This window comes from Bacillus sp. P14.5, assembly GCF_003316765.1.
Taxonomy (GTDB): Bacteria; Bacillota; Bacilli; order Bacillales; family Bacillaceae_B; genus Rossellomorea.
In genome coordinates this window covers 1-24,653 of record NZ_NIJF01000017.1, presented here as the reverse complement: position 1 = coordinate 24,653, position 24,653 = coordinate 1, and the positions used below count along the sequence as shown (strand labels likewise).

The 24,653-nt window shown below is 43.2% G+C and carries 27 protein-coding genes and 1 riboswitch; of the genes, 13 read left to right on the top strand and 14 right to left on the bottom strand.

The features are described from left to right. Positions 1–79: 79 nt before the first annotated feature. The 3 genes from B9Z54_RS02195 to B9Z54_RS02185 form a co-directional block, all read right to left on the bottom strand. Entirely contained in the window at positions 80–622 is a 543-nt protein-coding gene (locus B9Z54_RS02195; RefSeq protein ID WP_113926895.1) for a response regulator, read from the bottom strand. Between the two features lie 81 nt (positions 623–703). Then, positions 704–1,738, bottom strand: a complete 1,035-nt coding sequence (gene desA / locus B9Z54_RS02190) for a Delta(5) desaturase DesA (RefSeq protein WP_113926894.1) — start codon at positions 1,736–1,738, stop codon at positions 704–706. A gap of 867 nt (positions 1,739–2,605) precedes the next feature. Next, a complete protein-coding gene (locus B9Z54_RS02185) occupies positions 2,606–4,075 on the bottom strand; it encodes a protein adenylyltransferase SelO (RefSeq protein WP_113926893.1) in 1,470 nt (489 codons plus the stop codon). Positions 4,076–4,393: 318 nt separating this feature from the next. Here B9Z54_RS02185 and B9Z54_RS02180 point away from each other — a divergent pair, with 318 nt between their 5' ends. Continuing rightward, on the top strand, positions 4,394–4,792 hold the full coding sequence (locus B9Z54_RS02180; RefSeq protein ID WP_113926892.1) for a YndM family protein: 399 nt from the start codon (positions 4,394–4,396) through the stop codon (positions 4,790–4,792). 230 nt (positions 4,793–5,022) lie between these two features. After that, positions 5,023–5,637, top strand: coding sequence for a hypothetical protein (locus B9Z54_RS02175; protein ID WP_113926891.1), 615 nt, complete (start codon positions 5,023–5,025; stop codon positions 5,635–5,637). Positions 5,638–5,683: 46 nt separating this feature from the next. Here B9Z54_RS02175 and B9Z54_RS02170 read toward each other — a convergent pair whose 3' ends face one another. Continuing rightward, entirely contained in the window at positions 5,684–5,953 is a 270-nt protein-coding gene (locus B9Z54_RS02170) for a hypothetical protein (protein ID WP_113926890.1), read from the bottom strand. A gap of 77 nt (positions 5,954–6,030) precedes the next feature. Further along, positions 6,031–6,204: a hypothetical protein gene (locus B9Z54_RS24600; protein ID WP_205207650.1), complete on the bottom strand. Its 174-nt coding sequence runs from the start codon at positions 6,202–6,204 to the stop codon at positions 6,031–6,033. Between the two features lie 215 nt (positions 6,205–6,419). After that, positions 6,420–6,521: riboswitch (TPP riboswitch) on the top strand. Positions 6,522–6,594: 73 nt separating this feature from the next. Here B9Z54_RS24600 and thiT point away from each other — a divergent pair. Further along, on the top strand, positions 6,595–7,191 hold the full coding sequence (gene thiT / locus B9Z54_RS02165; protein ID WP_113926889.1) for an energy-coupled thiamine transporter ThiT: 597 nt from the start codon (positions 6,595–6,597) through the stop codon (positions 7,189–7,191). Positions 7,192–7,287: 96 nt separating this feature from the next. Here thiT and B9Z54_RS02160 read toward each other — a convergent pair whose 3' ends face one another. After that, positions 7,288–7,725: an ASCH domain-containing protein gene (locus B9Z54_RS02160; RefSeq protein ID WP_113926888.1), complete on the bottom strand. Its 438-nt coding sequence runs from the start codon at positions 7,723–7,725 to the stop codon at positions 7,288–7,290. A gap of 779 nt (positions 7,726–8,504) precedes the next feature. Here B9Z54_RS02160 and B9Z54_RS02155 point away from each other — a divergent pair. After that, positions 8,505–8,777: a hypothetical protein gene (locus B9Z54_RS02155; protein ID WP_113926887.1), complete on the top strand. Its 273-nt coding sequence runs from the start codon at positions 8,505–8,507 to the stop codon at positions 8,775–8,777. A gap of 1,072 nt (positions 8,778–9,849) precedes the next feature. Here the strand turns inward: B9Z54_RS02155 and B9Z54_RS02150 are convergent. After that, positions 9,850–10,173, bottom strand: a complete 324-nt coding sequence (locus B9Z54_RS02150; protein WP_113926886.1) for a winged helix-turn-helix transcriptional regulator — start codon at positions 10,171–10,173, stop codon at positions 9,850–9,852. Positions 10,174–10,386: 213 nt separating this feature from the next. Between B9Z54_RS02150 and B9Z54_RS02145 the strand changes: the two genes are divergently transcribed. After that, on the top strand, positions 10,387–11,232 hold the full coding sequence (locus B9Z54_RS02145; RefSeq protein WP_113926885.1) for a VOC family protein: 846 nt from the start codon (positions 10,387–10,389) through the stop codon (positions 11,230–11,232). 278 nt (positions 11,233–11,510) lie between these two features. Continuing rightward, positions 11,511–12,341, top strand: a complete 831-nt coding sequence (locus B9Z54_RS02140) for a manganese catalase (RefSeq protein WP_113926884.1) — start codon at positions 11,511–11,513, stop codon at positions 12,339–12,341. Positions 12,342–12,421: 80 nt separating this feature from the next. Here B9Z54_RS02140 and B9Z54_RS02135 read toward each other — a convergent pair whose 3' ends face one another. From B9Z54_RS02135 to B9Z54_RS02130, 3 genes are all read right to left on the bottom strand, one after another. After that, positions 12,422–13,291 (bottom strand): proline iminopeptidase-family hydrolase, encoded by an 870-nt coding sequence (locus B9Z54_RS02135; protein WP_113926883.1) that lies wholly within the window; start codon positions 13,289–13,291, stop codon positions 12,422–12,424. A gap of 102 nt (positions 13,292–13,393) precedes the next feature. Continuing rightward, entirely contained in the window at positions 13,394–13,621 is a 228-nt protein-coding gene (locus B9Z54_RS24595) for a hypothetical protein (RefSeq protein ID WP_162785056.1), read from the bottom strand. 37 nt (positions 13,622–13,658) lie between these two features. Next, positions 13,659–13,904: a hypothetical protein gene (locus B9Z54_RS02130; protein ID WP_113926882.1), complete on the bottom strand. Its 246-nt coding sequence runs from the start codon at positions 13,902–13,904 to the stop codon at positions 13,659–13,661. A 193-nt stretch (positions 13,905–14,097) separates the two neighbouring features. Here B9Z54_RS02130 and B9Z54_RS02125 point away from each other — a divergent pair, with 193 nt between their 5' ends. From B9Z54_RS02125 to B9Z54_RS02110, 4 genes are all read left to right on the top strand, one after another. Further along, positions 14,098–14,649, top strand: a complete 552-nt coding sequence (locus B9Z54_RS02125) for a hypothetical protein (protein ID WP_113926881.1) — start codon at positions 14,098–14,100, stop codon at positions 14,647–14,649. Continuing rightward, positions 14,642–15,682 (top strand): alpha/beta fold hydrolase, encoded by a 1,041-nt coding sequence (locus tag B9Z54_RS02120; protein ID WP_240189762.1) that lies wholly within the window; start codon positions 14,642–14,644, stop codon positions 15,680–15,682. Before B9Z54_RS02125 ends, B9Z54_RS02120 begins: the two co-directional genes overlap by 8 nt. Positions 15,683–16,661: 979 nt before the next feature. After that, positions 16,662–17,474: a prenyltransferase/squalene oxidase repeat-containing protein gene (locus tag B9Z54_RS02115; protein WP_113926880.1), complete on the top strand. Its 813-nt coding sequence runs from the start codon at positions 16,662–16,664 to the stop codon at positions 17,472–17,474. A gap of 15 nt (positions 17,475–17,489) precedes the next feature. Further along, positions 17,490–18,401, top strand: coding sequence for a hypothetical protein (locus B9Z54_RS02110; protein ID WP_113926879.1), 912 nt, complete (start codon positions 17,490–17,492; stop codon positions 18,399–18,401). 390 nt (positions 18,402–18,791) lie between these two features. On the opposite strand, the gene B9Z54_RS25450 is transcribed toward B9Z54_RS02110, so the two are convergent. Further along, on the bottom strand, positions 18,792–19,373 hold the full coding sequence (locus B9Z54_RS25450; protein WP_240189761.1) for a DUF5412 family protein: 582 nt from the start codon (positions 19,371–19,373) through the stop codon (positions 18,792–18,794). Positions 19,374–19,657: 284 nt separating this feature from the next. Here B9Z54_RS25450 and B9Z54_RS24590 point away from each other — a divergent pair, with 284 nt between their 5' ends. Next, positions 19,658–19,960, top strand: a complete 303-nt coding sequence (locus B9Z54_RS24590; protein WP_162785055.1) for a hypothetical protein — start codon at positions 19,658–19,660, stop codon at positions 19,958–19,960. A gap of 613 nt (positions 19,961–20,573) precedes the next feature. Here the strand turns inward: B9Z54_RS24590 and B9Z54_RS02095 are convergent. Together B9Z54_RS02095 and B9Z54_RS02085 are read right to left on the bottom strand one after the other, a co-directional pair. Next, entirely contained in the window at positions 20,574–21,059 is a 486-nt protein-coding gene (locus B9Z54_RS02095) for a DUF4367 domain-containing protein (RefSeq protein ID WP_113926877.1), read from the bottom strand. A gap of 421 nt (positions 21,060–21,480) precedes the next feature. Continuing rightward, positions 21,481–22,554, bottom strand: coding sequence for a glycosyltransferase (locus B9Z54_RS02085; protein ID WP_113926991.1), 1,074 nt, complete (start codon positions 22,552–22,554; stop codon positions 21,481–21,483). A 256-nt stretch (positions 22,555–22,810) separates the two neighbouring features. On the opposite strand from B9Z54_RS02085, the gene B9Z54_RS02080 reads away from it, so the two are divergent. Together B9Z54_RS02080 and B9Z54_RS02075 are read left to right on the top strand one after the other, a co-directional pair. Next, positions 22,811–23,314: a glycosyltransferase gene (locus B9Z54_RS02080; protein ID WP_162785054.1), complete on the top strand. Its 504-nt coding sequence runs from the start codon at positions 22,811–22,813 to the stop codon at positions 23,312–23,314. Then, the gene (locus B9Z54_RS02075) at positions 23,272–24,339 is read left to right on the top strand and encodes a glycosyltransferase (RefSeq protein WP_113926875.1); all 1,068 of its coding nucleotides are present in this window, start codon (positions 23,272–23,274) and stop codon (positions 24,337–24,339) included. The genes B9Z54_RS02080 and B9Z54_RS02075 overlap by 43 nt, the downstream gene beginning before the upstream one ends. 127 nt (positions 24,340–24,466) lie before the next feature. On the opposite strand, the gene B9Z54_RS02070 is transcribed toward B9Z54_RS02075, so the two are convergent. Beyond that, on the bottom strand, positions 24,467–24,653 hold a 187-nt coding region (locus B9Z54_RS02070), incomplete at its 5' end, for a hypothetical protein (RefSeq protein ID WP_205207649.1).

Sequence of the window (24,653 nt, the reverse complement as noted above, 5' to 3'; positions counted from 1 at the left end):
AGCCAGTGGGTTTCAAGACAGCCCAAAAGGGAGGATGGCTGCAAAGAAGCCATCCTCCCTTTATATACCTATATAGAAATCAACCAGCCGGCAATTTCATTTTATCTTTGAAGGTCGTCAGATAACCACGGACAGTCTCAAGTGTTTTATTGTTCTGCTGGTCTGGGGAGACCGCGGCAATCTTCTCATCACTTGGAGAACCGCCTTGCCCTTCTTCCTCACCCATCCCGCTGTCATCGTTTTCCATGAGTGCCTGCGAAAAGGCACGGCCGCCTTCGATGATCACTCGAACAGAAGAAACAAACTCCTCGCTGGAACAGTCCTTGGGAAGGTAGCCTCTTATGTCCATTTTGACGATTTTTTCGAAATCACCAGCTTTGGCAAATGTCGTCAGGACCATGAGCTTGCATCCGTACTCATGTATTTTTTCGGCAGTATCGATCTCTAAATGAGTATCCAAATCCATAATACAGATATCCGGATGAAGCTCTTTCACAAGAGAAAGCACCTCTTCCCGATCGCTCGACTGGCCGACCACTTCCATATCCTCTTCAAGGCTGAGCAGGGATCCGATAATTCCCAGTAAGAATTCTTGATCCTCTGCAATCACTATTCGAATCATGTATGTCCTCTCCTCATCGGTCCTGCTATAGAAAGACTCTCCTCACTATTTGGAAGGAGAGCCTGGCGAAAGTGGGTGAAATTAAATTTCAGGTTTTGCTTCAGCTGTAGTAACCCTGCGGTTTTGGGCAATTGTTTTGATGCCTTTTTTAAAGCTTACAAAGTTTTTGCTGTCCTCATCCCATAAGCGGAAACGGAGGGACTGCAAACTTGTCGCAAGCGTGATGGTCGGTACATGCTGGAGTGCTGCCGTGTTGTAGTGAGCCTCTTCAAGTCTGTAATTAGGCACCCTAGGGCTTAAATGGTGAACGTGATGGAAACCGATGTTACCTGTCAGGAATTGCAGGACTTTAGGAAGTTTGTAAAATGAACTTCCTTCTACAGCCGCAAGAACGTACTCCCACTCACTGTTTTCTTCAAAGTAAGAATCTTCAAAGGTATGCTGAACATAAAACAGCCAGATTCCGATAGAACCGGAGATCATGAAGATCGATCCCTGCACCAGAAGGAACGACTGCCATCCGAGAACCGTACCAAGAAGTGCTATCAAAGCGACGATGATCACATTGACAAGGTACGTGTTATAACGCTCTTTTTTACGGGCATTCTTTCGGTTGAATCTATTTTTCAAAAGAAACACATAGATCGGGCCAAGCCCAAACATGACGATTGGATTTCGGTAAAAACGATAAGCAAAACGCAGTCTGAGCGGTGCTTCCGCATATTCCTTCACGGTAAGCGTCCAGATGTCTCCTGTTCCACGTTTATCCAGGTTGCCGCTTGTCGCATGGTGGACCGTATGCTCATGTCCCCATTGATCGAATGGAAATAATGTCAACACACCAACCATTGTTCCGACGATCCGGTTGACACGGCGGCTTTTGAAAAAGTTAAAGTGCGTGCAATCATGGAAGATGATGAAACTTCTGGTCAAAAATCCTGCTGCAAACACCATTGGAACCAGCGCAAGCCAGTAAGATACAGATAGGCTCTGGTAAGCCAGGAACCACAATAAGAAGAATGGTCCTAATGTATTGATGATCTGCCAAACACTTTCCTTTGTTGTTGCTTTTTCATAGGGAGCTATTTCTTTTTTCAAAGTTTTGAGGTTTGTCATTTAGTAGAATCCCCTTCGTTTCGAGATAACCATAGTATACCGGGATAGCCGGTTCCTCATAAGTACCAGGTGTCATATGCAGGGTATGACAAGTGTCATATAAGGCGTCTTAAGTCTTGATACGAAAGGGTTTATACTTTTAAAAAAATGTGTGCTTTTTTATAATTTAATGCTTTAGCGCGCGAAAAGGGACAGTTCCTCTTCGGGCGTTGAGCTTTGTGAGGTGGAAAGCGGGAAGTCTCAGACCCAATCAAAAGGGGAGAGGGGCGTTTATTACACCAGCCTTTTTCACAATACCTGTAAGTTGCGAGTTATTATTAGAGGCTGTTTTTAAAAGGCTCTTTTCGCAAACTTTGTTGCTATTTGATACTAAGTCCGAAAAAAATAACCATATTAAGAGGGGAAAAGCTGGGAATACCGAAAAGAAGAGAGCTACTCTCCCTCCATAAGAGATAAAACTTTTAGGGATATCCGAAAGCAACAATATATGCGAATACAGAAGGCTTTTAAAATTAAGGGGAAAAATTTCCCTTATTTATCAAACAGGGACCAAAAACGGCTTAAATAGAGGGAAAAATTCCCGCTATTTACTTAAAAAACGAGAAAAGAGGTGATTTTTCTTGGCTTAAGGGGAAAATTTCCCCTTATATCTACCGAATTCAATTGATTTTAAAATTTAACGGGAAAATCTCCCCTTATCTTTAGATGAATTAGTCGATTACTTCATTAACGATAGGATTCGTTCACTGATCAACCAGGGGACTACTACGTCAATTAATGCGATTAAATTTTGCCAAAATAAAAAACGCACTGAAAATTCACAGTGCGCTGTTTTGAACCCATGTTTTGCAGGTTTTCTAATAATCATCAAGTTCCACAGAACGTCTGGTAAGGCTCATCAGGATTCTCCGGCTGCTTCGCATATTCCTTCTGCTCAGCAGAGTGGGCATAAGGCTCCAGCAGTGCATCCAAGAGTCGCTCCATGACACTGTAGTCCCCTTCTTCCACCGCAGCTTCCAAAGCTTCCTCGACACGGAAATTCCGCGGGATGACAGCAGGGTTGCTGGTTTTCATAAGTTCATGAATCTGTTCCGGCGTCTCTTCCTGCCTGCCCTGTCTTTCCTTCCAGATTGCATACCAGCGGTCAAATTCGGGCTTTCCGTAGAGCTCCGTCTCCTCAGGCTTGTCGAAAGTCAGCGCGGCGAATGTATTGGTGTAGTCCGCTCCATGTTCATGCATCTTGCTCAGAAGAATTTCAATCAGTTCCTTATCTTGTTTCTCTGCATTGAACAGACCGAGCTTGGCCCTCATACCCGCAAGCCATTCAGCATGAAACAAATCTGGAAATTCAGAGATGGCTGCCTGGGCAAGTTCCAGGGACTGCTCCTGATCTTCATGTAACAAAGGCAGAAGTGTTTCAGCAAAACGTGAAAGATTCCACCCGGTTATCGGAGGCTGATTTCCGTATGCATAGCGTCCCTGCCTGTCGATGGAACTGAAAACAGTGGACGGGTCAAAGGCATCCATGAACGCGCAAGGGCCATAATCGATCGTCTCCCCGCTGATGGTCACGTTATCTGTATTCATGACTCCATGGATAAAACCGACCATCTGCCACTGGGAGACAAGCTTTGCCTGACGCTTGATAACTGCCTTCAACAGAGAAAGGTAGGGATTTTCATCCTCCTCAAGCTCAGGGTAATGCCGTTCGATCGCATAGTCAGCGAGAGCTTTCAGTTCATCCGGTTCGGCAAAGTTGGCCGCGTACTGGAAGGTTCCTACTCGAAGGTGGCTTTCCGCGACACGCGTGAGAATCGCTCCGGGAAGATCAGTTTCCCTGATGATTCCCTCTCCTGTCGTCACCACTGCCAAGCTGCGGGTCGTCGGGATACCCAGCGCATCCATCGCTTCACTGATGATATATTCCCTCAGCATCGGCCCAAGAGCCGCCCGGCCGTCACCGCCTCGTGAATAAGGAGTTCTGCCGGCACCTTTCAACTGGATATCAAACCGCTCTCCTTGAGGATTCAATTGTTCCCCGAGCAAGACGGCCCTTCCGTCCCCCAGCATGTTGAAGTGCCCGAACTGATGACCCGCATAGGCTTGGGCCAAAGGCTCCGAACCCTCAGGAAGCTCGTTACCAGCAAACACAGACACCGCGTCTTTCAGTGCTTCAACATCCAGTCCTAATTCTTCAGCCACTTCGACATTCAAAACAATCAACTGGGGCTCAGAAACCGGAGCCGGCTTCTGTTTTTTATAAAAAGCTTCCGGCAGACGGGCATAACTATTATCCAGATTCCAGCCGGCCTTCGTTGGTTTATTGTTATTGTGCATACTATCTTCCTTTGTAATTTGACTTATATCGAACTCTTTCAATCTGTTTCCATCTTAACACAATTGAATTTATTTTCTTCCCGCACCGGTTTATTATGCATTCACATCAGCGCATCACCGTGCGAAAAAGGACTGTCCCTTTTCACACGGTAACGCGTCAGTGCACTGCAAGGGACTGTCCCTGGCAGTGCTTTAAATCGTTAAAGTGACACCTTCTTCACCTTACTATAAATTGGAAGTTAAAAAACTTACAACGTCTGGAATTTCCTTATTCATCGGGGGTATATAGGTACTAAATCAAATGAAGGAGGAATAAGGATGGAACATTTAAAAGCATTAGCCATCAAGTTTGTCATGGTTGCCGTTGTGTTAGGAATTATTCTTACCGGAATTTATGGTGTACCAGTATCTGACATGCTCATTGTCAGTGTCATCTTGACCCTTGGTGCGTATGTATTGGGAGATCTCCTGGTTTTCAAGCGGTTGAATGGAGAACAGAAGAAACGTAACGTCATAGCTACCATGGCAGATGCCGGCCTCGCTTTCGTGGTCCTTTGGTTCCTGGGTACAGCCATGTTCCCTGACCAAAACGTCATAATGGCTTCACTCATCTCAGCGATTGTACTGGCAGCAGGTGAATGGTTCTTCCATAAATACTTGGATAACTCCATTTTTAATGGCAATAGAAGCTACCATTCAGATCCGATTCATAATTAATAAGAGATTTTAATAAGTGGACACACTAAAAACACACTGGATCCTAAGCAAATTTCCAGTGTGTTTTTCTGTGTGAAATTTTACCCTTCCAACACTAACAGCCGCTCTTAAACTCCTACTCTATTGATGGAATCAGTAAAATTCCTGGGAATTTTATGTTAAACTCTAGATTACGCGGCAATATGGCTTGCCGATTAGAGATGAAATTTTTTAGAAAGAAGGAGATTGTATTGAAGCAAACATTTAAGCCTGCAGGAAGGCTATTAAAGGGATTTCTTTGGGGTGATATCGGTTTAACAGTCCTTTTGATGATAAACTTACTCATAATCGGTTTTACCGAACCAGGAGAAGCATTTTTGAATTACGATTTAATTGTATCTCTGGCTCTGGCCATTATTGTAATCATCTATACTATCATTTATCTTGTGTGGCTTTATAGAGTACATAATTATCTGCAGTACGTGGATTCGTCATACCCTATAACACCAGGCGGGGCTTTGGCTCGCGTGATGATTCCCATTTACAACCTGTATGGGATCTGGAATGTCTATTCCACAATGGCCAAACACTTTAAAAAGAAACCATCTATAAGAGAAATCGGTGTGCGTCTCGCAAGATATGTCCCCGTCTACTACCTTCTATTCCTTACTACTGCCATTTTTAATTCGTATTTATCAAGGCAGCCAATAGAAGAATTTAATACTTCATTGTGGTTCATATCTTATACTGCGGACATTGCATTAGTGATTATATATATAATGATCATTAAAATAGTCACGGCTGGTCTACTGAATTTTTCTAAAGAAGAAAATATTGATTCCGGCAGTAACGCGCATTTCTCATAACAAATTATTAAGCCCGCTGTCCATTTAAGGAAGCGGGCTTTAACCACTATTGAATATGGCCGTTTTTCTCTTTCACAATCGCTTCCGCCCGGGCGTACTGCCCTTCATCCACCTGAAACTCCAGTACATGCGGGTTATGATTATCTTCATCATAAGCATTGCTTCTGCTGAACGTATCCCTGATCAAGTCCCATAGATTCCGATTGCTCTCCGGAACCATCTCAACCCTGACATCTCTTACACTCAACGTTTGCAGACTGGCCTTGACATCTTCTGCTTCATTTTCATTTCTAAAATAAGCTTGTACAGTTTTCATCATAACTTCTCCCTTCAGGAAACATATCTTTTTTTCACTTTACCTTTATTTAAGGCAATCAAAACAAATCCATGTACTCAACGAATGTGACCATTATGTTCCTTCACGATAGCTCCGGCTTTTTCATGGTTTTCTTCTGTCACATGAAAATCCAGGACATGCGGGTCATGCTTCTCTCCGCTGAAAAGGTCGGCTGCAACGTCACTTATGCTTCTTCCTCCCGGCACTTTCTCAAGCATCCCGTCTTCCACATTGATTGATTTCAGCTTATTTCTGGCATTTTGTGCTTCTGTTTACTTCCAAAAACGGCTTTGACCGTCCGCAACCTGCTTCACTTCTCTCTGATTTTCCGCTTACCTTTACATTCCTCTTTTTTTCAAAAATGAAACCGCTGCCTATTATTCATTAATAATGCTTTATTTTTTCCGTCTCAGCCTATATAATGGAAATGAAAATTGAATAGTACGTTAACCACAAGGGGAGCGGTAAGCTGAGAGTGAACAATGATTGTTCTGACCCTTTGAACCTGTTAGTTAATGCTAGCGCAGGGATGTGGACCCGACGGACAAACCTGTCTGTCATCCTTTCATGTTCTCCCTTATGGTTGTCGTATCACAACTTGGATAAAGGGGGATTTTTTTATGTCAAAAATGAGATTGACACCAATGATTGAAGCAGCGGTCTTTGCAGCACTTGCGGTGATATTGGATTTGCTGCCATCCATCAGGCTGTCACCGGCGATTTCCATTTCGTTCGCCATGGTGCCGGTATTTATCGTAGCTTTCAGATGGGGACTTCGGGCCGGATTGATTTCCGGGTTTCTGTGGGGGCTTTTGCAGGTTGTACTCGGTGACATCTACTTCCTGACGCCTCTTCAATTTGTCATCGAGTATTTCGTGGCGTTTACTTTTGTCGGGTTTGCCGGACTGCTTTACCGTCCGATCCAGACCAGTTTGAAAAACGGAAACCGAAAACAATTGCTGACGTGGGCTATCGCGGGTGTCATCGCCGGCAGCCTGGCCCGTTACTTCTGGCATTTCGTCGCCGGGTTCATCTTCTGGGGCGATGCCGCACCTGAGGGGCAATCCGCCGTCATGTACTCGCTGATTGCAAACGGAATAACGGTACTTGGCGCCATTGCGTTCTGTTCGATAGTCATCGCATTATTGGCCGGAAGCCTGCCCCGCCTGTTAACAACGAATCAAACTGCTTGTAATGCAGATCGAAAAGCATCATGAATTCCAGGACGAATCTTCTGTTTCAACAGAAGGCTCGTCCTTTTTTGCTGAACTAAAAAGCATATGAGGAAAGTTTCGGCAGTCGAGAAAAACCTTTTATTGAAATTCTTCTCCTTCAAACTCCCAAAGACCAAGCCGTCCTTTCGCCGGAATGAATTCACTAAGAGTCCTCATGCCTGTAACTTCCCAAACATAATTGCCGACTCTGTAATCACCCAGCCATAACTCCTGACCTGAAACAATCCGGCCGTCTTCCAAAATCGCCTGCTCATTGTGGCTTTCTATGACTTTGATACAGTTCTGCAAAGTGCATCTACCAATAATTTTCCCTGTGGGCAGGTTTTCTTTTGTAAAACCATGCCTGGCTAACAAGTTGTGAATGAGCGGCTGCTCGCAGGCGGATTTATCGATTCTTTGACTTGCATGAATGGCAAAGTCCCCTCTGTAATTTGTTCTCCAAGTCCTTGTTTCGTTTTTCGCTTCACCCATGACAAACAAACTGGCCCAGGGCTGGATCATTGATAGAACCTTCATTTTTAGACCTCCTTTTTGGCATTTTTTAAAATAATCTCCGGGTTGGCAAGCTTCAACATAATAGATGCAGGGTTAGTATTGTGCCACCCCGGTCTGTCCGTTTGGGGACATCTTCTCGCTGTGGCTGGCGGCTTCATGTACCCGAGCTAGCATCTTGGGGACATCTTCTCGCTGTGGCTGGCGGCTTCATGTACCCGAGCTAGCTCCTTGGGGACATCTTTCGCCTCTGGCTGGCGGCTTCATGTACCCGAGCTAGCTCCTTGGGGACATCTTCTCGCTGTGGCTGGCGGCTTCATGTACCCGAGCTAGCTCCGTTGGGGACATCTTTCGGCTCTGGCTGACGGCTTCATGTACCCGAGCTAGCTCCTTGGGGACATCTTTCGGCTCTGGCTGACAGGTTCATGTACCCGAGCTAGCATCTTGGGGACATCTTTCGGCTCTGGCTGACAGGTTCATGTACCCGAGCTAGCTCCTTGGGGGCATCTTCCGGCTCCGGCTGGCGGTTTCATGTACCCGAGCTAGCTCCTTGGTACCTTATTCAAATTAATATCATGGATTTTATTTTCAAAAGGCATTAATCCGGAGACATGACCCACAGAGAAAAAAATCTGCATACCCTCAAGCCGGCTGATTGGAGACATTTTATGGCCAGATTACTCGGGTTGATGTCTGCAAGCTAACCATTCGAGCACCGCTTGCTTCTTTTTAAAATATCCCGGGACAGCTGCCTATGTATCTGCATAGGATATTGAAAAGCCATACCTAAAGGAGAATGAGAAATGAATTCACCATATTTTTACCGACCGGTCCATGGGGGCGGAGGACACGCAAGCTGGGGACATGGAGGCGGTTCAGCAACCTGGCATCATGGCGGCGGATATAACCCGGGATGGGGATACAACCCGGGATTTGGAGCAGGCGCACTTACTGGCCTTGCAGTTGGGGCAGCTGTTTCACCGGGACCGTATCCTTATCCTGTCCCGGCTCCGTACCCCTATCCATATCCCTACCCTTATCCATATCAGACACCGTACTACCCGCAAAGCTACTGACAAATGCTTTAACACTTTAAACCACTAAGAGGGACAGTCCCTGGCAGCGCATTAACGCGTTACGCCGCCAAAAGGGACTGTCCCTTGCAATGCTTTAAAGTGCTGAAGCACACTCTCTATTATTTGTTCAGCTGCCAGGTGCTGTAGTTCAAGCAATCACTCATGTATCCACCCTCTCCACCTGGATACACATCTCAGCCAAAAACCTCTCACTCATGTATCCACCTTCTCTCTCTGGATACACATCTCGGTCAAAAGCCGCTCACTCATGTATCCAACTTCTCCACCTGGATACATATCTCTGCCTAAAACCTCTCACTTATGTATCCACCCTCTCCACCTGGATACATATCTCTGCCTAAAACCTCTCACTTATGTATCCACCCTCTCCACCTGGATACACATCTCAGCCAAAAACCGCTCACTTATGTATCCACCTTCTCTCTCTGGATACATATCTCTGCCTAAAACCTCTCACTCATGTATCCACCTTCTCTCTCTGGATACATATCTCTGTCCAAAAAACGTTCACTCATGTATCCACCTTCTCCACCTGGATACACATCTCTGCCTAAAACCTCTCACTTATGTATCCACCTTCTCTCTCTGGATACATATCTCTGCCTAAAACCTCTCACTTATGTATCCACCCTCTCCACCTGGATACACATCTCTGCCTAAAACCGCTCACTCATGTATCCACCTTCTCTCTCTGGATACACATCTCTGCCTAAAACCTCTCACTCATGTATCCACCTTCTACACCTGGATACATATCTCTGCCTAAAACCTCTTACTCATGTATCCCCCTTCTCTCCAAACATGTCCACATGACCGGGATGATCCAGTATAGAAGGGAACCATCCGGCTTCTTTAAAATTCTCTAAGTTTTTCTTAGCATTTTTGGCAGCCAGAAACCCGGTCACCTTTGCCTAACTTCCTCTGGCAAAAACATAGGCACGGCAAAGAACTTAATTTCCCTATGAGATAAGCTCATTGCTGTTCTGCAGTCTTTAAGTCCATCAAACAAAATAAGGATACAAAAGAGCACCCTCGCTCCTTTGCATCCTTTTCACTTGAAATCACTAACCTGTTCCAGCCAGGTTTGCGACCACTTTTCTATATCCCTTATAAGAGGCTCCAATGCCAGCCCTTTTTCAGTCAATGAATATTCAATCCGGACCGGAGTTTCGGGATACACTTCCCGCTTCACAATCCCTTCATTCTCCAAATCTTTCAGCCTTTCTGAAAGCACCCGGTTGCTCACGCCCGTACTTGAACTGATGGCGCTGAACCGTTGAGGTCCTGAAAGTAGCTGGTAAACGATAATGCCCGTCCACCTCTGGCTTAAAATACCCATCGCTTTTTCGAATCTTGGACAAATTGATTTATCCAACCAAATCAACTCCTTATCCTTGATTATACCCAAACTCAGAAGGAAACTAAATTACTTTTGCTCTCAAAGGTGCTTGACGTAATTTGGTTATAAAAATATAATTGGTTACATAAAGTAACCAAAAAAAAACAACATTACTACTTTAACGCATTGAAAGGGACATTCCCTTTCGGTGCGTTAAAGCGCTAAAACTATAAAAAAAGAGGTGTGCATATGAACTTTCATCAAAACCCGCTGACATACGTCGGAAAAGTGAGTTTAAAGGTGCAGAACCTGGAACGCTCATTGGTCTTCTATAAAGAGGTCCTTGGCTTCACAATCCTTGAACAGACTGAAAGGACCGCCAGCCTTTCAGCTAATGGAAAAACAGCTTTATTGACCCTTGAGCAGCCTGCCGATGTTGTCACCAAAAGCGGAAGAACAACAGGATTATATCACTTTGCTCTCCTTCTGCCGACGCGTGAGGACTTAGCCAATTTTGTACAGCATTCTGCGGAGATCGGTCTGCGTCTTGCCTCTTCAGATCACCTGGTAAGCGAGGCTCTGTATTTCTCTGACCCGGATGGAAATGGAATCGAAGTATACGCTGACCGTGCTCACGCCGATTGGGACTGGAGCAATGGCGAAGTGAAAATGTCCGTTGACCCTTTGGATTTCAAAGACCTTCTTTCTATAAAAAGAAACCATCCTTGGAACGACCTCCCAGCAGAAACGGTCATGGGTCATATTCATTTACATGTATCCCAACTGAAAGAGACTGAGGAATATTATATAGAAGGTCTCGGATTTGACGTGGTTTCCCGCTTCGGCAGCCAGGCCCTCTTCATATCCACTGGAGAGTATCATCATCACATAGGCTTGAATACATGGAATGGCATTGGCGCCCCTCCCCCTTCGCAGAACAGTGTCGGGCTCCAATCCTTTACCCTTATGCTGCCTAGCGAGAAAGCACGAAATGAAGCTGCCGGCCGCCTGCGGAGTATCGGCGCAATCGTCTCTGAAGATTTCGTGACGGAAGATCCTTCAGGGAATAAGATCCTATTAGAAATTTCATCCTGACAGCTGAACCAACTTGAAAAGAGTTCAAGCCCTCAAGTTTCTCCTGACGATATCAAGCAATGCATTGTGAAGTGGAGGCTTGGGGCTTTCTATAAAGTCAATTAGTGAACAACAAAATAAAATGGTTCTTTCCTTTTTCTCGAGGAAAGAACCATTTTTTCTTTATACTCTTTCCCCGTCATACAGTATCTCTTAAAAATGGGTTTAACCTCTGCCGCACAGTGGAAAGTAGATTACGTACAACCACAATTCCAATAATTTGAAAGGCGGTTATAAGTGTGGCATTTTTACACAGAAAGCAGCTAGTATTTGACGCTAAGCCAGAAAAAGCCGATCCCTTATTCGCGAAAAAATTACAGGAGTTAATCGGGGGACAATACGGTGAAATGACGATTTTCATGCAGTATTTGTTCCAAGGCTGGAACACACGAGGCAAGCATGAAAAGTATAAAGATTTAATCATGGATACAGGAACAGAAGAAATCGGGCACGTGGAGCTGCTGGCAACTATGGTGGCCAGACTGCTGGATGGTGCTCCTGTCGATGAACAGGAAAAAGCAGCAAAAGATCCTGTCATTGCTGCAGTACTTGGGGGAATGAACCCTCAGCACGCGATTGTTTCCGGACTTGGCGCCATGCCTTCCGACAGTAACGGCAACCGCTGGACTGCCGACTATATAGTGGCAAGCGGAAACCTAATGGCGGATTTCCGCGCCAATCTCAACGCAGAATCCCAAGGACGCCTGCAGGCAGCCCGCCTTTATGAAATGACTGATGATAAGGGTGTCAAAGAAATGCTGTCTTACCTGATTGCCCGTGATACGATGCATCAGAACCAGTGGATTGCGGCTCTTCAACAATTAGCTGAAGAAGAAGGCGGGTTAATCGTACCGACAACTGTCAAAGAAGACAAGGAAGCTGAAGGTTTCTCTCATCAATTATTCAATTACTCTGAGGGAGAAGAAAGCAGTGAAGGCCGCTGGGCAAACGGAGCAAGCCCTGATGGCAAGCAATTTGAGTATGTTGATCACCCTAAGATTGTCGGAGGTCCCCTGGAATTGGAACCGGCACCAAAGCAAATGCACAACACGCCGCCGCCGAAAAAATAAATATAGTGAAAACGGTAGACAGTCCAGGCTGTCTACCGTTTCTAATTTGCAAAGACTATGAGAACAACTCTCCTGCCTGATCAATCCACACTTCTCAAAAACCCGCCAATCACCTCTACATATTCTTCCGGCTCTTCCACATATGGCATATGCGCACTCTGCTCAAACACATGGAACTTTCCACCAGGTGTCAGTGAACTGAAATACTCCGTTGACTTCGGGGTAGCTTCATCATAACGGCCGCAAGTATATAACGTCTGCACCTTGAAATCTTTTAAATCACCAGTACAGTCAAAGTTCTTCAAATTGCCGGTCACATGAAATTCAGACGGACCCCACATATGATTGTACACCTCTGGCCCTCTGTGTTCCCTGCCTTTTTTCAAGAACTCCGGATACGGGTCAAGCCTGCAGACAAAGTGCCGATTGAACACTTCAGTCGCTTTTTTATATTCTTCAGAATCAGTTGTACCGTTGATTTCATTCCTTCTTAACGCTTCCTGAACTTCAACCGCAAGCAATTTGCGATTCTCTTCCTGGTCTTCAGCCCACAGCGGTGCGCTTAAGCACGGACTTGAAAAAATGATGCTCTTCACACCTTCTGGATTTGCCAGATAGTAAGCAGCAGCCAGTGTCGTTCCCCAGGAATGCCCAAGGATATGGAATTCATTCAGGCCAAGCCCGTCTTTCACCTGGGCGAGCTCCTCCACAAACCGGTCAATGTTCCATAAAGATTTATCCGCCGGACGGTCAGACTTACCGCAGCCCAGCTGATCATAGAAAATGACTGGGCGGTCTTCCGCAAGAATACGCAGTCCCTGCATGGAATAATGCGAAGAACCCGGACCTCCATGTAAAATGATGACCGGTGTATTATCCGATTCTTCATTATGTATTTGATACCAAACCTTACCGCCGGTTACTTCGATATACCCTTCATTTATTGACATTCCATTATCCTCCCTGTTCTAAAAAATAATCTATAGTAACAATTCTACCATATCCGCTTTAATCCTTTTGTTAGTGACAAATCAATCGGAACCCATTATAGGCTACGGTCGGGAGGGCTCGTTTTCGCGGGGAGTTGTGTATGAAGTGACGGCCGCTTCGGTCGGGAGCGGCAATCTGTTATTTTTAACTAAAGAAGACAGTGATCCCGTTGGAACACTGTCTCCTTTTTGTACTGTGCGATCGACGGTTTGCAGCAGCATATCGGCGGGAATTCCGAGTTTATCGGCGTTCCTCTCTTTTATCGGCAGAGATTCGCAATTTATCGGCAAAACCTCCTTTTTACCAGCCAGCGATCCTCTTCTTCCCTTAGTAGTTAACCTCCGGCAGTACTTCCTGTTCTTCAAGCAGCTTGAAAACCCGGATATGAAATTCGAACTCTTCATAGCTCATTGTCGTGCCTTGGTGGAAATCATACGAGGAAAAGAAGGACTCCAGTAGTTCGCAGTTCTCATTGTCCAATAGAGTTGTTAGCAGCAGTTTATTTTTAAGCTTCGTGTACATTTGGGAATGCCCATACAGTTTAAAAATTTCTTCCATTTCTCTTTCTGTCATGATTCTCTGACTCTCCTTTTTACAAGATTCAATAGTGTATGCAAGTGCCGGCTCTCCCGTAGCGGTACCTGTCCCGGCAGGTATGATAGCCGGCTGTAAAGAGGCACAGGCAGAACCACCAATTTTGGAACAGAGAGACAGGTGCTTGTTTATAATAAATCGAATGATATTTTTACAGAAAGGAAGCGACAGAATGACAAAAGAGAAAATTCCCTCAGACCTATACGAAGCGCTGCGAAACGCCGGTTTTCAGTTGGAGACTCAGCTCAATGAATATATTCATAAGTATATGAATCAAAAAGAATTTGCCGCTGCGGCATCAGTTTTCAAGAAGGCACATGGAAGGCTGATGGACCTTCTTCAGGAATTCCATGAAACAGCCTCGCCTCATTTGAAGAATCCTACTAAGAAAGATTTGGCGAACGTCGCGCAGCTGATTGTGCAAGTAGAAGAAAAGGTAGATGTGTTGAGCGACCAGGTGGCCGAGTTAACAGAGGCAGTCAGCAAGTTGAATTCCATCTCCATGGACAAAAAGGAACAAACCGAGCCTTTAGAAGTTAAAGAGGAGGCGAATGCCTGGGATACTCTTAAAGAGGCAAAAATGAAAAGGCTGCATGCCCTGAGCGAAGCAGCGAAAAGTTCAATAGATTCAAAGCTTGGCTCCCTTACCTCAGCCGAAAAATTAACTGGGACCCACTTAACACAGCTGCTTGAAATGCTGCAAGGGATGAAAAAAAGTGAGTAACAAGGAGTTCGATTCTCAAAAGGAGATGGAGCGCTGGAAGGGCTTTTTCAGTATTTGGACGGATCCCGAGCCGGAAGTCGGCCCAACACCAAGAACTGCCGTATGGAAAAAGAACAAGGCCGCGCTCTGGCATTATCCTTCAGCTAATAAGAAGTATAAAGTGCCGCTCTTTCTTGTCTATTCTTTAGTCAATAAAGCATATGTCCTGGATATGGCGCCAGGAGCGAGCATGATCGAATCTTTCGTTGAAAACGGGTACGATGTTTACCTGCTGGAATTCGGATCTCCCGGGTACGAAGACAAAGATATTACGGTGGATGACTATGTCCTTGATTATATACAGAGGGCAGTCCGTAAAGCACTGGTCCATTCGGGTGCGGAAGAAATCACGGTCATCGGGTACTGTGTCGGCGGGACCCTTGCCGCCATTTATGCTTCTCTAGCAGAGGAACCAATCCGGAACCTGGTCCTCTGTGTATCTCCTATCGATTTTGCCACCTCGCCAAAATTTGATCAGTGGGTGGAATATATCCGGGAGAATGATATCAACATAGAAAGCTTCATGAATAATAGCGGCTCCATTCCGCCAAAACTCATGAAAATCGGGCTTCGCGCTGCCAGTTCCCCTGTCTATTTCAGCCACTATCTTTCTCTTTTGAATAAAGCCTACGATAAAGAGTATGTTGCCAGCTGGCGGAGGTTCAACAAATGGACCAATGACCACGTCGGTTTTCCCGAAGCTGCCATGGAGCAATTGGCTAATGATCTTGTGAAAGAAAATAAATTCATGAATGGCACACTTACCATCAGAGGAAAAAGCGCCTGTCCCTCAAACATTCATTCCAACCTGCTCGTTGTTGCAGGGAAGCATGACCGGCTGGTTCCTGAAACCCTGAGCAAAGACTTCGTCAACGTGGTTTCCAGCAAAGACAAAACCTACCGTCCCGTAACAGGCGGGCATACCACCCTTGCCGTAAAAGGAAAAGGGCTGCCCCCGTTTCTGGCGGACTGGTTGCCGGGGAGATCGAGCTGACCCCAGCTTCGCTAAAGCAGTAAAGGGTTTGCTTCTGAAGGACAAAACGGAAAAGCACAACTATCATAATTCAATCTCACTATGATTATAGGAAAAAGAGGCTGGGACAAAACCTTATAAAAAGCTCTTTTCAAAAGAATGTGTCTGAGTATAAAGAAAGGATTTCCGCTCCAGGTGCACGACTCCGCGGGGCGGGCGCTGAGCCTCCTCGGCTTCATAAAAAGCGGAAGCGGCCGTTCAGCACCGTACGGATTGTAGGGCTCCTGCATGAGATAAAGGAATCACGAAGAGCGAAAGCGATTCGATGATGACTTATCGCAAGGAAGGAGACCGAAATCCGCTAGGTGCTGGCCGCTGGAGCTAGATTTGCCTGCGGGGTCTCACCTGTCCCGCTAGTCCCGCAGGAGGTCGCACACCTTCCGCTCCAATCCGCCTACGATCAGGAACTGGCGGATAACCTAATCTAAAAAATAACATGTTTAAGGTAAGAGCCTAATAACAAAAATGAACCGCATGAGATCAAGTATATAACCTTGATCTTAAGGGGTTCCGTTAAGGGAGAGAAAATAGCAAATAGCATCATAAATAGCAGGCTAATTCTCAAATGAATTAGACCTGCTTTATTTGTTGTTATAACAATGTTCTCATTCAATTGGGGGGCGAATTAGCACCTCAAATCGCACCTTAATTAACAAGTGCACAATAATTATTGTACAGCTAAAGAATGAGGTGCTAATTAGGGTGTTAAATGACTTTTAAATTTGCATCCTGTTCTTGCGGATATGAGCCTTTATTGAGGAATTGTGTGATACAATTGTAAATAATGGATATTCCATTAAAGGGCAGGTTAGTTGAACAAGGTATGGAAAAATTGGTAAGGTATCTTCATAAAACACAGAAAATTTAGATTTCTGAAATGGGGGTGCTTAATATAAAAAAACTATCAATTGGACACTTCGAAAGAGCTCGGGAGTTTCTTATGGAAAACGGAAGAGATTTAGACAAATTCCTATTTCAAATTTATTTTGAAGGGGATTCAAATTCGAAGGTTCTTTCAGAATTAAAGGATTACCAAGGAAGCGATGGGGGATTTAGAAATTTAGGGGAAGGTGATTCAGCCACATCAAATGTTATGGATACTAATATGGCCTTTCAGTGTTTAAGTGAGGTTGGAGCAAAGCATACGGATGAAATCGTTCAGAAGGGAATCAGTTTTATCATAAGCTCATTCGATGAAAAAAATACTTGTTGGCATCCTAATCCAATGCAAAAGGAAAATGTATGGGCTGATAACCCTTGTGCCGAATTGCTTGGATATTTATATGAGTTTTCTGATTTAGTTCCTGTAAATTTTTTGGAGCGATTAACCGAAAAGGCTTTATCTTCTATGACAACTTATAAAACAACGACTGAAAAACCAGAATTTTATTTTTTATCTGCTCTTTGTTTGTATCGGCTCTCCGAAAGAATAAAACAGCCCTATAAACAATACATCGAGGAACAATTAAAAAATGACATTTTAGACATTATTGAAACTAATCCAGATAAATGGTCAACTTCTTACTGTGCAAAACCATATTACTTCGCAGAGTCACTAATTAATCCTTTATTACCGACTATCAAAACTTATGTGATACAAAGTTTAGAAAATGAGATCTCAACCCAAGCAGAGGATGGGCATTTTATTTTGAATTGGAGTGCTGATGAAGAATCAACTAGAGCTTGGAAAAGCATAAACACCCTGAGTGTACTTAAATTTTTAAGAAATAACCAAATGATAGATTTCAATTAGGATGGAGGAGAGAAAGTGACTCGATTAAACAAAAATCAGTTTGATAAGGCAGCTTCCTTTATTAAAGCAAATGGAAGGAAATTAGATTCTGCACTATTTGAATATGAATTTGAGAATGGAAGCCAGGAGAAGGTATTAACTGAGCTTAAAAAATTCCAGAATGCTGATGGCGGGTTTGGAAATGGGCTTGAACCAGACTTTAGATGTAAGGAGTCGTCTACATTAGCAACAGCCATTGGACTTGATATACTAGCCAAGATAGGTGTAGATGAAACGAATGACCTGGTTAAAAATGCAATAGCATACCTGCTCGAAACATTCATTGAAGATAGAATGGGTTGGCAAATCGTACCGAAAGAGGTGGAGTCAGCTCCTCGTGCTATTTGGTGGAATTATAGTGAAAGTTGGGAATGGGGGAATCCCAGTGCCGAGATAATCGGACTCCTGCATCATTATAAAAAGTTTGTACCAGAAGATTTCCTGGATAAGGTAACTTCATATGCGATCCGTTACATTAATAACTTAGATAAATACGAAAACCACGAACTGCTTAGTATCATAAAGTTATCCGAAAAACTGCCATACAAAGATAAAGACCTAATTTCAATTAAGTTAGAGGAAATGATGAAACAGTGTGTTACAACTGATTTATCACAATGGAATACATACTGCCTTCAGCCTATTCAAGTTGTAAACTCAAAGCAATCAGAATATATTCATTTATTTTCTGGTTGTATACCGAAAAATCTAGATTACTTAATAGCAAATCAAAATTTTGATGGTTATTGGGAACCTACTTGGTCGTGGGGACAGTTTGAGGATGAATGGGTTAAAGCTAAACAAGAGTGGAGAGGTTGGTTAACCCTTGAAAACCTAAGGGTTCTTTCTTCATTAGGTTATATAGAGCTAACATATGTTAACAATTGATATATAAAGCCTCCTCTTGTACGTTTCTTTTTGAACAAACGGGGCAGCATTCCTGTAATAAACTAAAGTTTGTGAACAAATGTACTTAAACTAACGGGGGCTTTAACGGAAGAAGAATATAATATAGAGATAAAAAACCAGAGCCAATTAGGTCTGGTTTTTTTACTGTTAAATGCAGTGATAATTACACTGCTATTTCTGCTGCTAATTTGGGTGTGATTTAAGGTTTTCCCTCCCTTAACGGAACCCCTTACCTTGATCTCAAGCGGTTTTATTTTTGATGATTTCTACTTGTATCAATTAGTTTTCTACTTTTGTCCCAGCCTCTTTTTAGATTTACTTGTTGAATTAACGTCACCCTTTAGCGGAACAAAAGGAGAGCATTATGTATCAATCGGTATATGTTTCGCCATCTTTTAAATTTAAAATTTTATTATTCACTGTAACAGTGTGGTCATCAACCCAATTTACAGCGGCTTGGTCCATTGGGTATTCATTATATATGGTTTTTTCAAACCATAGGGGACCATCCAACTTACCTACCACACCGAATGAAGTAGTGGCTCCGCCGTTAATTAGGTAAAATTCAATTTTAAAATTTTCATCTGGAGAAACCGATGTTTTGATTAGTTCTTCTGAAATAAATAGAAATCGAATTACACCGAGAAAGAGAATTATTGATAATATCGGTGAAAGAATAACTGTAAACCAACTTCGAAACCTTGACAGCCCATTTGTTTTATCTTTAAACCCCATTATTCCTAGTATAAGAGTGAGTATAGATATTCCCCAAAGAAAGTAAGAAGGAGGCGAAACTTTCCACTCAGAGAAAACAAGATTCATTAGAGACAACATAACTAATAAGCAAAAATAAAAAGACCACAAATTATATCTTCTAGCCATAATTACCCCTTTCAGTTCATACCAATGAAAAAATAATTTTAAAACACCTTCATAACTTGTGATATCCAAATTATTAAAGGAGCTTTTTCTTCAATTAAACTTCCAGATTTAATAGAGATAACAAGGGTTGCTGAATCAAATAAAAGAGGGCAGCAAATGTTTTGCGAAACCCCTCATTATAACCGAACTATATAAAGAAAACTCATGACAACGATAATATAAAACAGCCTAAGAAAAAAGTGAAGTTTTTCATTTGCTTCTGCTTTTTTCTATATACCAATAAAATACCTGCTCCAATAGTTTACTTAAATATAAACCCAAGCTTTCTTTCTTATGCATCAAAAAAGATCCCAATGAATAAAATGATCAATCCATTAATAAACGTTATTCCACCAAATGTAAAACCAGCTAAACTCGCTCCTATTCCAGCTCCAGTTGCTGAAGCAATAGATATTATTGTTATAACTAATACAAGAGGGGCACATAGGAACATTACCAATAGGGCGGTTATAATAATACGTTTTTTGTTATACTTTGACACCACAGCAACCACAACATTAAGTAAAATAATAAAGACAAACATTAAAAAAAGTGACATTCCTTCACCCCTTTATTTTCAACAGTTTAAAATAAATGAAAGCCTAATAATTTTCTAAATCTTCAATTAACCTGTGCGCCGAAGTTGCTTTTCTGAAATCAAGGCGGGCGGCTGCTTGTTCAGCAACCCCACTCTTCGCTTGTATTGGGTTTTTCTCTATTAATTTGCATCTTAAAGTCTAATTATCCATACTCAATAGCCGAAAAACACGGGGAACTCTATTCTAAAAAGAACTCCAAAAATGTAATGACGTAATAACCAAAGAAGAAGTTTACTGCCTGGATGATTATGAAAAGGAGCAGTATAATGATAAAGTTCCTTATGGTTGTTTGTCTTAACTGCAGGTAATAACCTATCGCCCATATAACGTAAATAAGCATAATATGTATGTGTTCGGCTGTGTAGGGATCTGGTTGAGGAGCGAAATGCAATCCAAAGTACGCAAAAAAACCTAAAACTAATAGACCAGCAAGTAATACGATATTGGTTATATGAATGGCTCTTCTGATAATCCCACCTCATTTCAATCATTCGAATTACCGTTACTACTTACGCGTGATTAGCGGCTGCCTTGAATACTGTTTATAAAATCTTCTTCATAGGTTTTATCTGTTTAAATACCCTGCTGTAATAAAACAAAGATAAATAGATTCACTTTCTTTATCCTATAATTATTCAAACGATTCTGCTGTAAGAATTAACTCCTCTTTCGTAACTTCTGCTTCGGAGACTTTACCACCGTAGAATGTGAGGTTGTAAGCTATACCCTCTTTATTCCATTTTAAAATTATGGCTCCTGCATCGTTCACGGTATATTTTCCAGTTATATCACCTATTTTTACTTCTTCAAACTTCAATATGGCATCATCCACACTTTTCACATTTACAGCCATTAAACTCATTGAGTTCTTGATTTTATTATCATCCCGGTAACTCATAAAATCTATCATCAGCACAGTATCCTGGTTTGGTGGATGAGTCACTTGTGTTTCTGTCACTTCAAATGGTGTCTTGGCCGGTAATTGAGGCTGAAATGCCTCCTCTTCAAGTTCTTCTTTCAACCTTGAGTGGTCAAAGTCTTCAAGACCGCCGGAAGCCCCGCTGTTCCCACACGCAGTCAGGAAAATTACAGCGATAATCACGAATATTTTTTTCATAAAAATCCCTCCAAGACTAAGACCATCCTTCTAAATAAGTAAAATCCCTGATTCCTTCATATGAAATTCCCCTTTAGATATATTGACGAAAGCCAGACTCTTTAAGTTTCTTAATCTATGTAGATTATTTCAAGATTTTGTATAAGCCTTTCGGTGATTTCAACATTTAAATAGAAAAACCCTAGCATCCAGGTGAATCTAATAAAGATTTCTGCTTTTAGATGAATTTCACTTTCTCTCTATTACGTAAAGGGATTGGAGCGGAAGACGTGCGACCTCCTGCGGGATTAGCGTGCGTCTAGTTTCAGCACCTAGCCCCTCGGGGTCAAATAACCCCAAGAGAATAAAAGGAAAACCACCTTTTTTTCTCTTGAGAACATTTGCCTGTCGGGGCTGATCAAGGCGCTTCCACTTTTGATTATTAAATCTTCAGCTTGTCTTCAAGCAATTTTTTATTATGAAGAATTCCGGAATCCTCCGGCCGGTATTTCCTGGCGATCTCATTATGTTCGTAGGATTTTTCGAAATTCTGTAAATAATAATTGCACTTGCAAAGGTTTTGGTGAGGAATCCATGTTGAATAAGCTTTGTAAGTGAAGCCCCAATTCTCACTTGGCTGCACATAGTCAATGGCGCATTCATACCAGAATACAGCCGCCCGGTAGTTTTTCTCCTTAGCCAGCAGGTCTCCCAATCTGCAGCAGACCTCAGGACGCGGGACATCATATTGAAACGATTTATAGAGCGCCAATCGCTGTTTCTCGAGTTCCCCTATCTTTCCGTAGCAGTCAGCCAGACGGCTGCATGCGGCTATCTTATCTTCTCTCCAGCCTTCTTCCATGTCCAGGCAGGCAGTATAGCTTTCTATCGCTCTTTCAAAGTGACCGTTTTCACTTAATTCATTTCCATAGTAATAGAAATCTCTCGGGGAAAATGAATCGCCTTTTTCGAGCCTTTTTTCATAGATTGCGAGATTCCGTCCAGTGGAGTGGTGCACTCTTTTATGTGATACACATATATCAGTATCTAAGATTTCACCTGAAACCACCAAATACACATGGCAATCCCCTTCCCATTGAAAATTCCTGGAACGCTTCACCAGCCTGTTTCTCCTAAAACTTAGAGTGACATTTCCATACTCATCAAAGCCATAATTGTAGATCATAGAAACCGAGTCGACCGAAGGATCCAAATCCTTCTTCAGCTCCAGGAATTTCTTCTGATCCTCTTCCAAAAGCACATCATCTGCATCAAGCCATAGAATATAGTCCATGGTCGCATGCTTAAACGAAAAATTCCGCGCAGGCTCAAAATTGCCAACCCACTCAAAATCATAGATTTTATCTGTGAATTCACTGGCGATTTCCTTTGACCGGTCCGTTGATCCTGTATCAACTATTATGATTTCATCCGCTATATCCTTGACGGAATCCAGGCAGTTCCACAGTGTCGCTTCTTCATCTTTCACAATCATACATAAACTGATGGTTACCACTTCAGCACCCCTTTGTTCACTTGTCCCCCAGGCTTCCATGTTCCAGGATGCCTCTTAAAGTGAGTAGTTTTCATTGTTAATATATGCTTCTTTACATCAACAGTGTATTACTGCCGGTAAAATGGATGTTCACCCTGCTTGGCTGCACTCCGGAAAATAAGAAAATCGACTATCCCTTAATCCCAACGAGAGCATACTCTGTAACAAGGGATTACAAATGTCCCTGAATTCAACGAGAAAGAGAGGTTCATAGATTTTGAGAATTGTCCAGGTATCCACTGATACTCTCCCAGTCCCGCCGCCAAAATACGGAGGCATCCAGCGTTTGGTCCACTCCTTATCAGAGGAACTCGTGACTAGAGGACACGAGGTCTTCGTATTTGCACCAAAAGGAAGCACCTCTTCCGGAACCGTCATTCCATACCCGCATAGTGGACCCCAGCCCGAATTGATCCAGAAGTTTGTAAAAGAAAATCTACCTGAAAATATTGACATCATCCATGATCATACGCATTTTTCGCTTATCGACAAACTGAATCTTACTGTTCCGACCATCAGTAATATCAACATCAATGCCACTACTTTCCCTAAGTATCCTGTGTATATAAGCAGAAATGCTCTGCAGGTATCAGGCGGGAATAAAGGCTTTTGCATCTATCCTGGAATTGATCTGTCTCAATACGAATTCTCGGAAACCAAAAAGACTACCTCTTATTCTTGGGGGAACTTAAACTGCAAAAAGGGATCCTGCAGGCTTTAGAAATAGCCGGTATGTTAAATATGAAATTAGTGATTGCAGGGCCGGTATATAATAGAGATTTCTATCAAAAGGAAGTAGAACCGATAGTGAGTGAAAACCCTGACATCAGCTATATAGGAGAAGTCGGAGGAAAACAGAAACAAGAATTACTCAAGCATGCACGCTGCCTCCTGTTTCCTATCATTTCAAGGGAGCCTTTCGGTATTGTCATGATAGAAGCACTGGCTTGCGGCACACCCGTGCTTGCCTTCAATAATGGTGCGGTGAGTGAGGTGCTGCAAGGTTTTCCTCAATTGATTTGCCATAAAGTTGAAGAAATGGTTGAAAAGATACGGAATCAGGATTTCCCCTCACCACAAACCTTGCGCCAATACATCGAGAAGCACTTCTCATCAGAAAAAATGGCAGATAGATATGTAGAACTCTATGAAAAGATCATTAACGAAAATCTGCCGCCTCTTCATGGCCCCGATTACATCATCAGTTCATACGAAAAGGAAATGGCAGATGGAGGAATTCCTTCTGCAGAAGGCCGGTTTGAGTATGCTTCAGCCTTGAAGGATAAAAATCAGATAAGCGAGGCGATCCAAGCTTTTACCTCATGTGCAGAAGAAACGGACGGCATATATAAAACAAAAGCATTGTATGAACTTTCCGCTCTTTATCAAAACCAAGGAAACTTGGATAAGGCAAAGGCATCCTGCTTCCACTCCTTCCATACCGGCCTTCCGAGAGCGGAATTCTGCTGCAGGCTCGGATATTGTTTCAAGCAGGAAGAAAGAATAGATGAATCGCTGTTTTGGTTCAAATTGGCGACACAGCTCGAAAAGCCGCACCTTCATGATTCCTTATATGAAGAAGGCTGCTGGAGCTGGGTCCCTCACCTGGAACTCTGTGTCTGCTACTATAAAAAAGGAGACTACGAAGCATCTAATCATCATAATAATTTGGCCGCCCAGTATCAACCAAATAATAAAAGGATTCTTCATAACAAAGAGCTTTTGGAAAAATTATTACGAAAGTAGAAAAGTATTAGCTGACCAGGGAGATTCTGGTTGGGCAGAATAAAAAGCAAAAAAGAGCAGCATGTGAAGCACTCAGTCTTCTCATGCTGCTCTTTTTTTATCATTCATTCTATGGGTCTGGATTTTATTAAGATGGGCCTGTTGCTCCTGTTGGGCCGGTCGGACCTGTTGGACCCGTTGGACCTGCTGGGCCTGTTGCTCCCGTTGGACCGGTTGGACCTGCTGGGCCTGTTGCTCCCGTTGGACCGGTTGGGCCTGCTGGGCCTGTTGCTCCCGTTGGACCGGTTGGACCTGCTGGGCCTGTTGCTCCCGTT

Bases quoted from the DNA above. Each gene is read 5' to 3' on its own strand.
- B9Z54_RS02195 (WP_113926895.1), bottom strand. From the start codon at position 622: ATGATTCGAATAGTGATTGCAGAGGATCAAGAATTCTTACTGGGAATT.
- B9Z54_RS02135 (WP_113926883.1), bottom strand. From the start codon at position 13,291: ATGTCAATAAATGAAGGGTATATCGAAGTAACCGGCGGTAAGGTTTGG.
- thiT (WP_113926889.1), top strand. From the start codon at position 6,595: ATGTCAAAAATGAGATTGACACCAATGATTGAAGCAGCGGTCTTTGCA.
- desA (WP_113926894.1), bottom strand. From the start codon at position 1,738: ATGACAAACCTCAAAACTTTGAAAAAAGAAATAGCTCCCTATGAAAAA.
- B9Z54_RS02095 (WP_113926877.1), bottom strand. From the start codon at position 21,059: ATGAAAAAAATATTCGTGATTATCGCTGTAATTTTCCTGACTGCGTGT.
- B9Z54_RS02180 (WP_113926892.1), top strand. From the start codon at position 4,394: ATGGAACATTTAAAAGCATTAGCCATCAAGTTTGTCATGGTTGCCGTT.
- B9Z54_RS02170 (WP_113926890.1), bottom strand. From the start codon at position 5,953: ATGAAAACTGTACAAGCTTATTTTAGAAATGAAAATGAAGCAGAAGAT.
- B9Z54_RS02115 (WP_113926880.1), top strand. From the start codon at position 16,662: ATGGAAAACGGAAGAGATTTAGACAAATTCCTATTTCAAATTTATTTT.
- B9Z54_RS02155 (WP_113926887.1), top strand. From the start codon at position 8,505: ATGAATTCACCATATTTTTACCGACCGGTCCATGGGGGCGGAGGACAC.
- B9Z54_RS02130 (WP_113926882.1), bottom strand. From the start codon at position 13,904: ATGACAGAAAGAGAAATGGAAGAAATTTTTAAACTGTATGGGCATTCC.
- B9Z54_RS02160 (WP_113926888.1), bottom strand. From the start codon at position 7,725: ATGAAGGTTCTATCAATGATCCAGCCCTGGGCCAGTTTGTTTGTCATG.
- B9Z54_RS24590 (WP_162785055.1), top strand. From the start codon at position 19,658: ATGAATAAAATGATCAATCCATTAATAAACGTTATTCCACCAAATGTA.
- B9Z54_RS02145 (WP_113926885.1), top strand. From the start codon at position 10,387: ATGAACTTTCATCAAAACCCGCTGACATACGTCGGAAAAGTGAGTTTA.
- B9Z54_RS02125 (WP_113926881.1), top strand. From the start codon at position 14,098: ATGACAAAAGAGAAAATTCCCTCAGACCTATACGAAGCGCTGCGAAAC.
- B9Z54_RS02185 (WP_113926893.1), bottom strand. From the start codon at position 4,075: ATGCACAATAACAATAAACCAACGAAGGCCGGCTGGAATCTGGATAAT.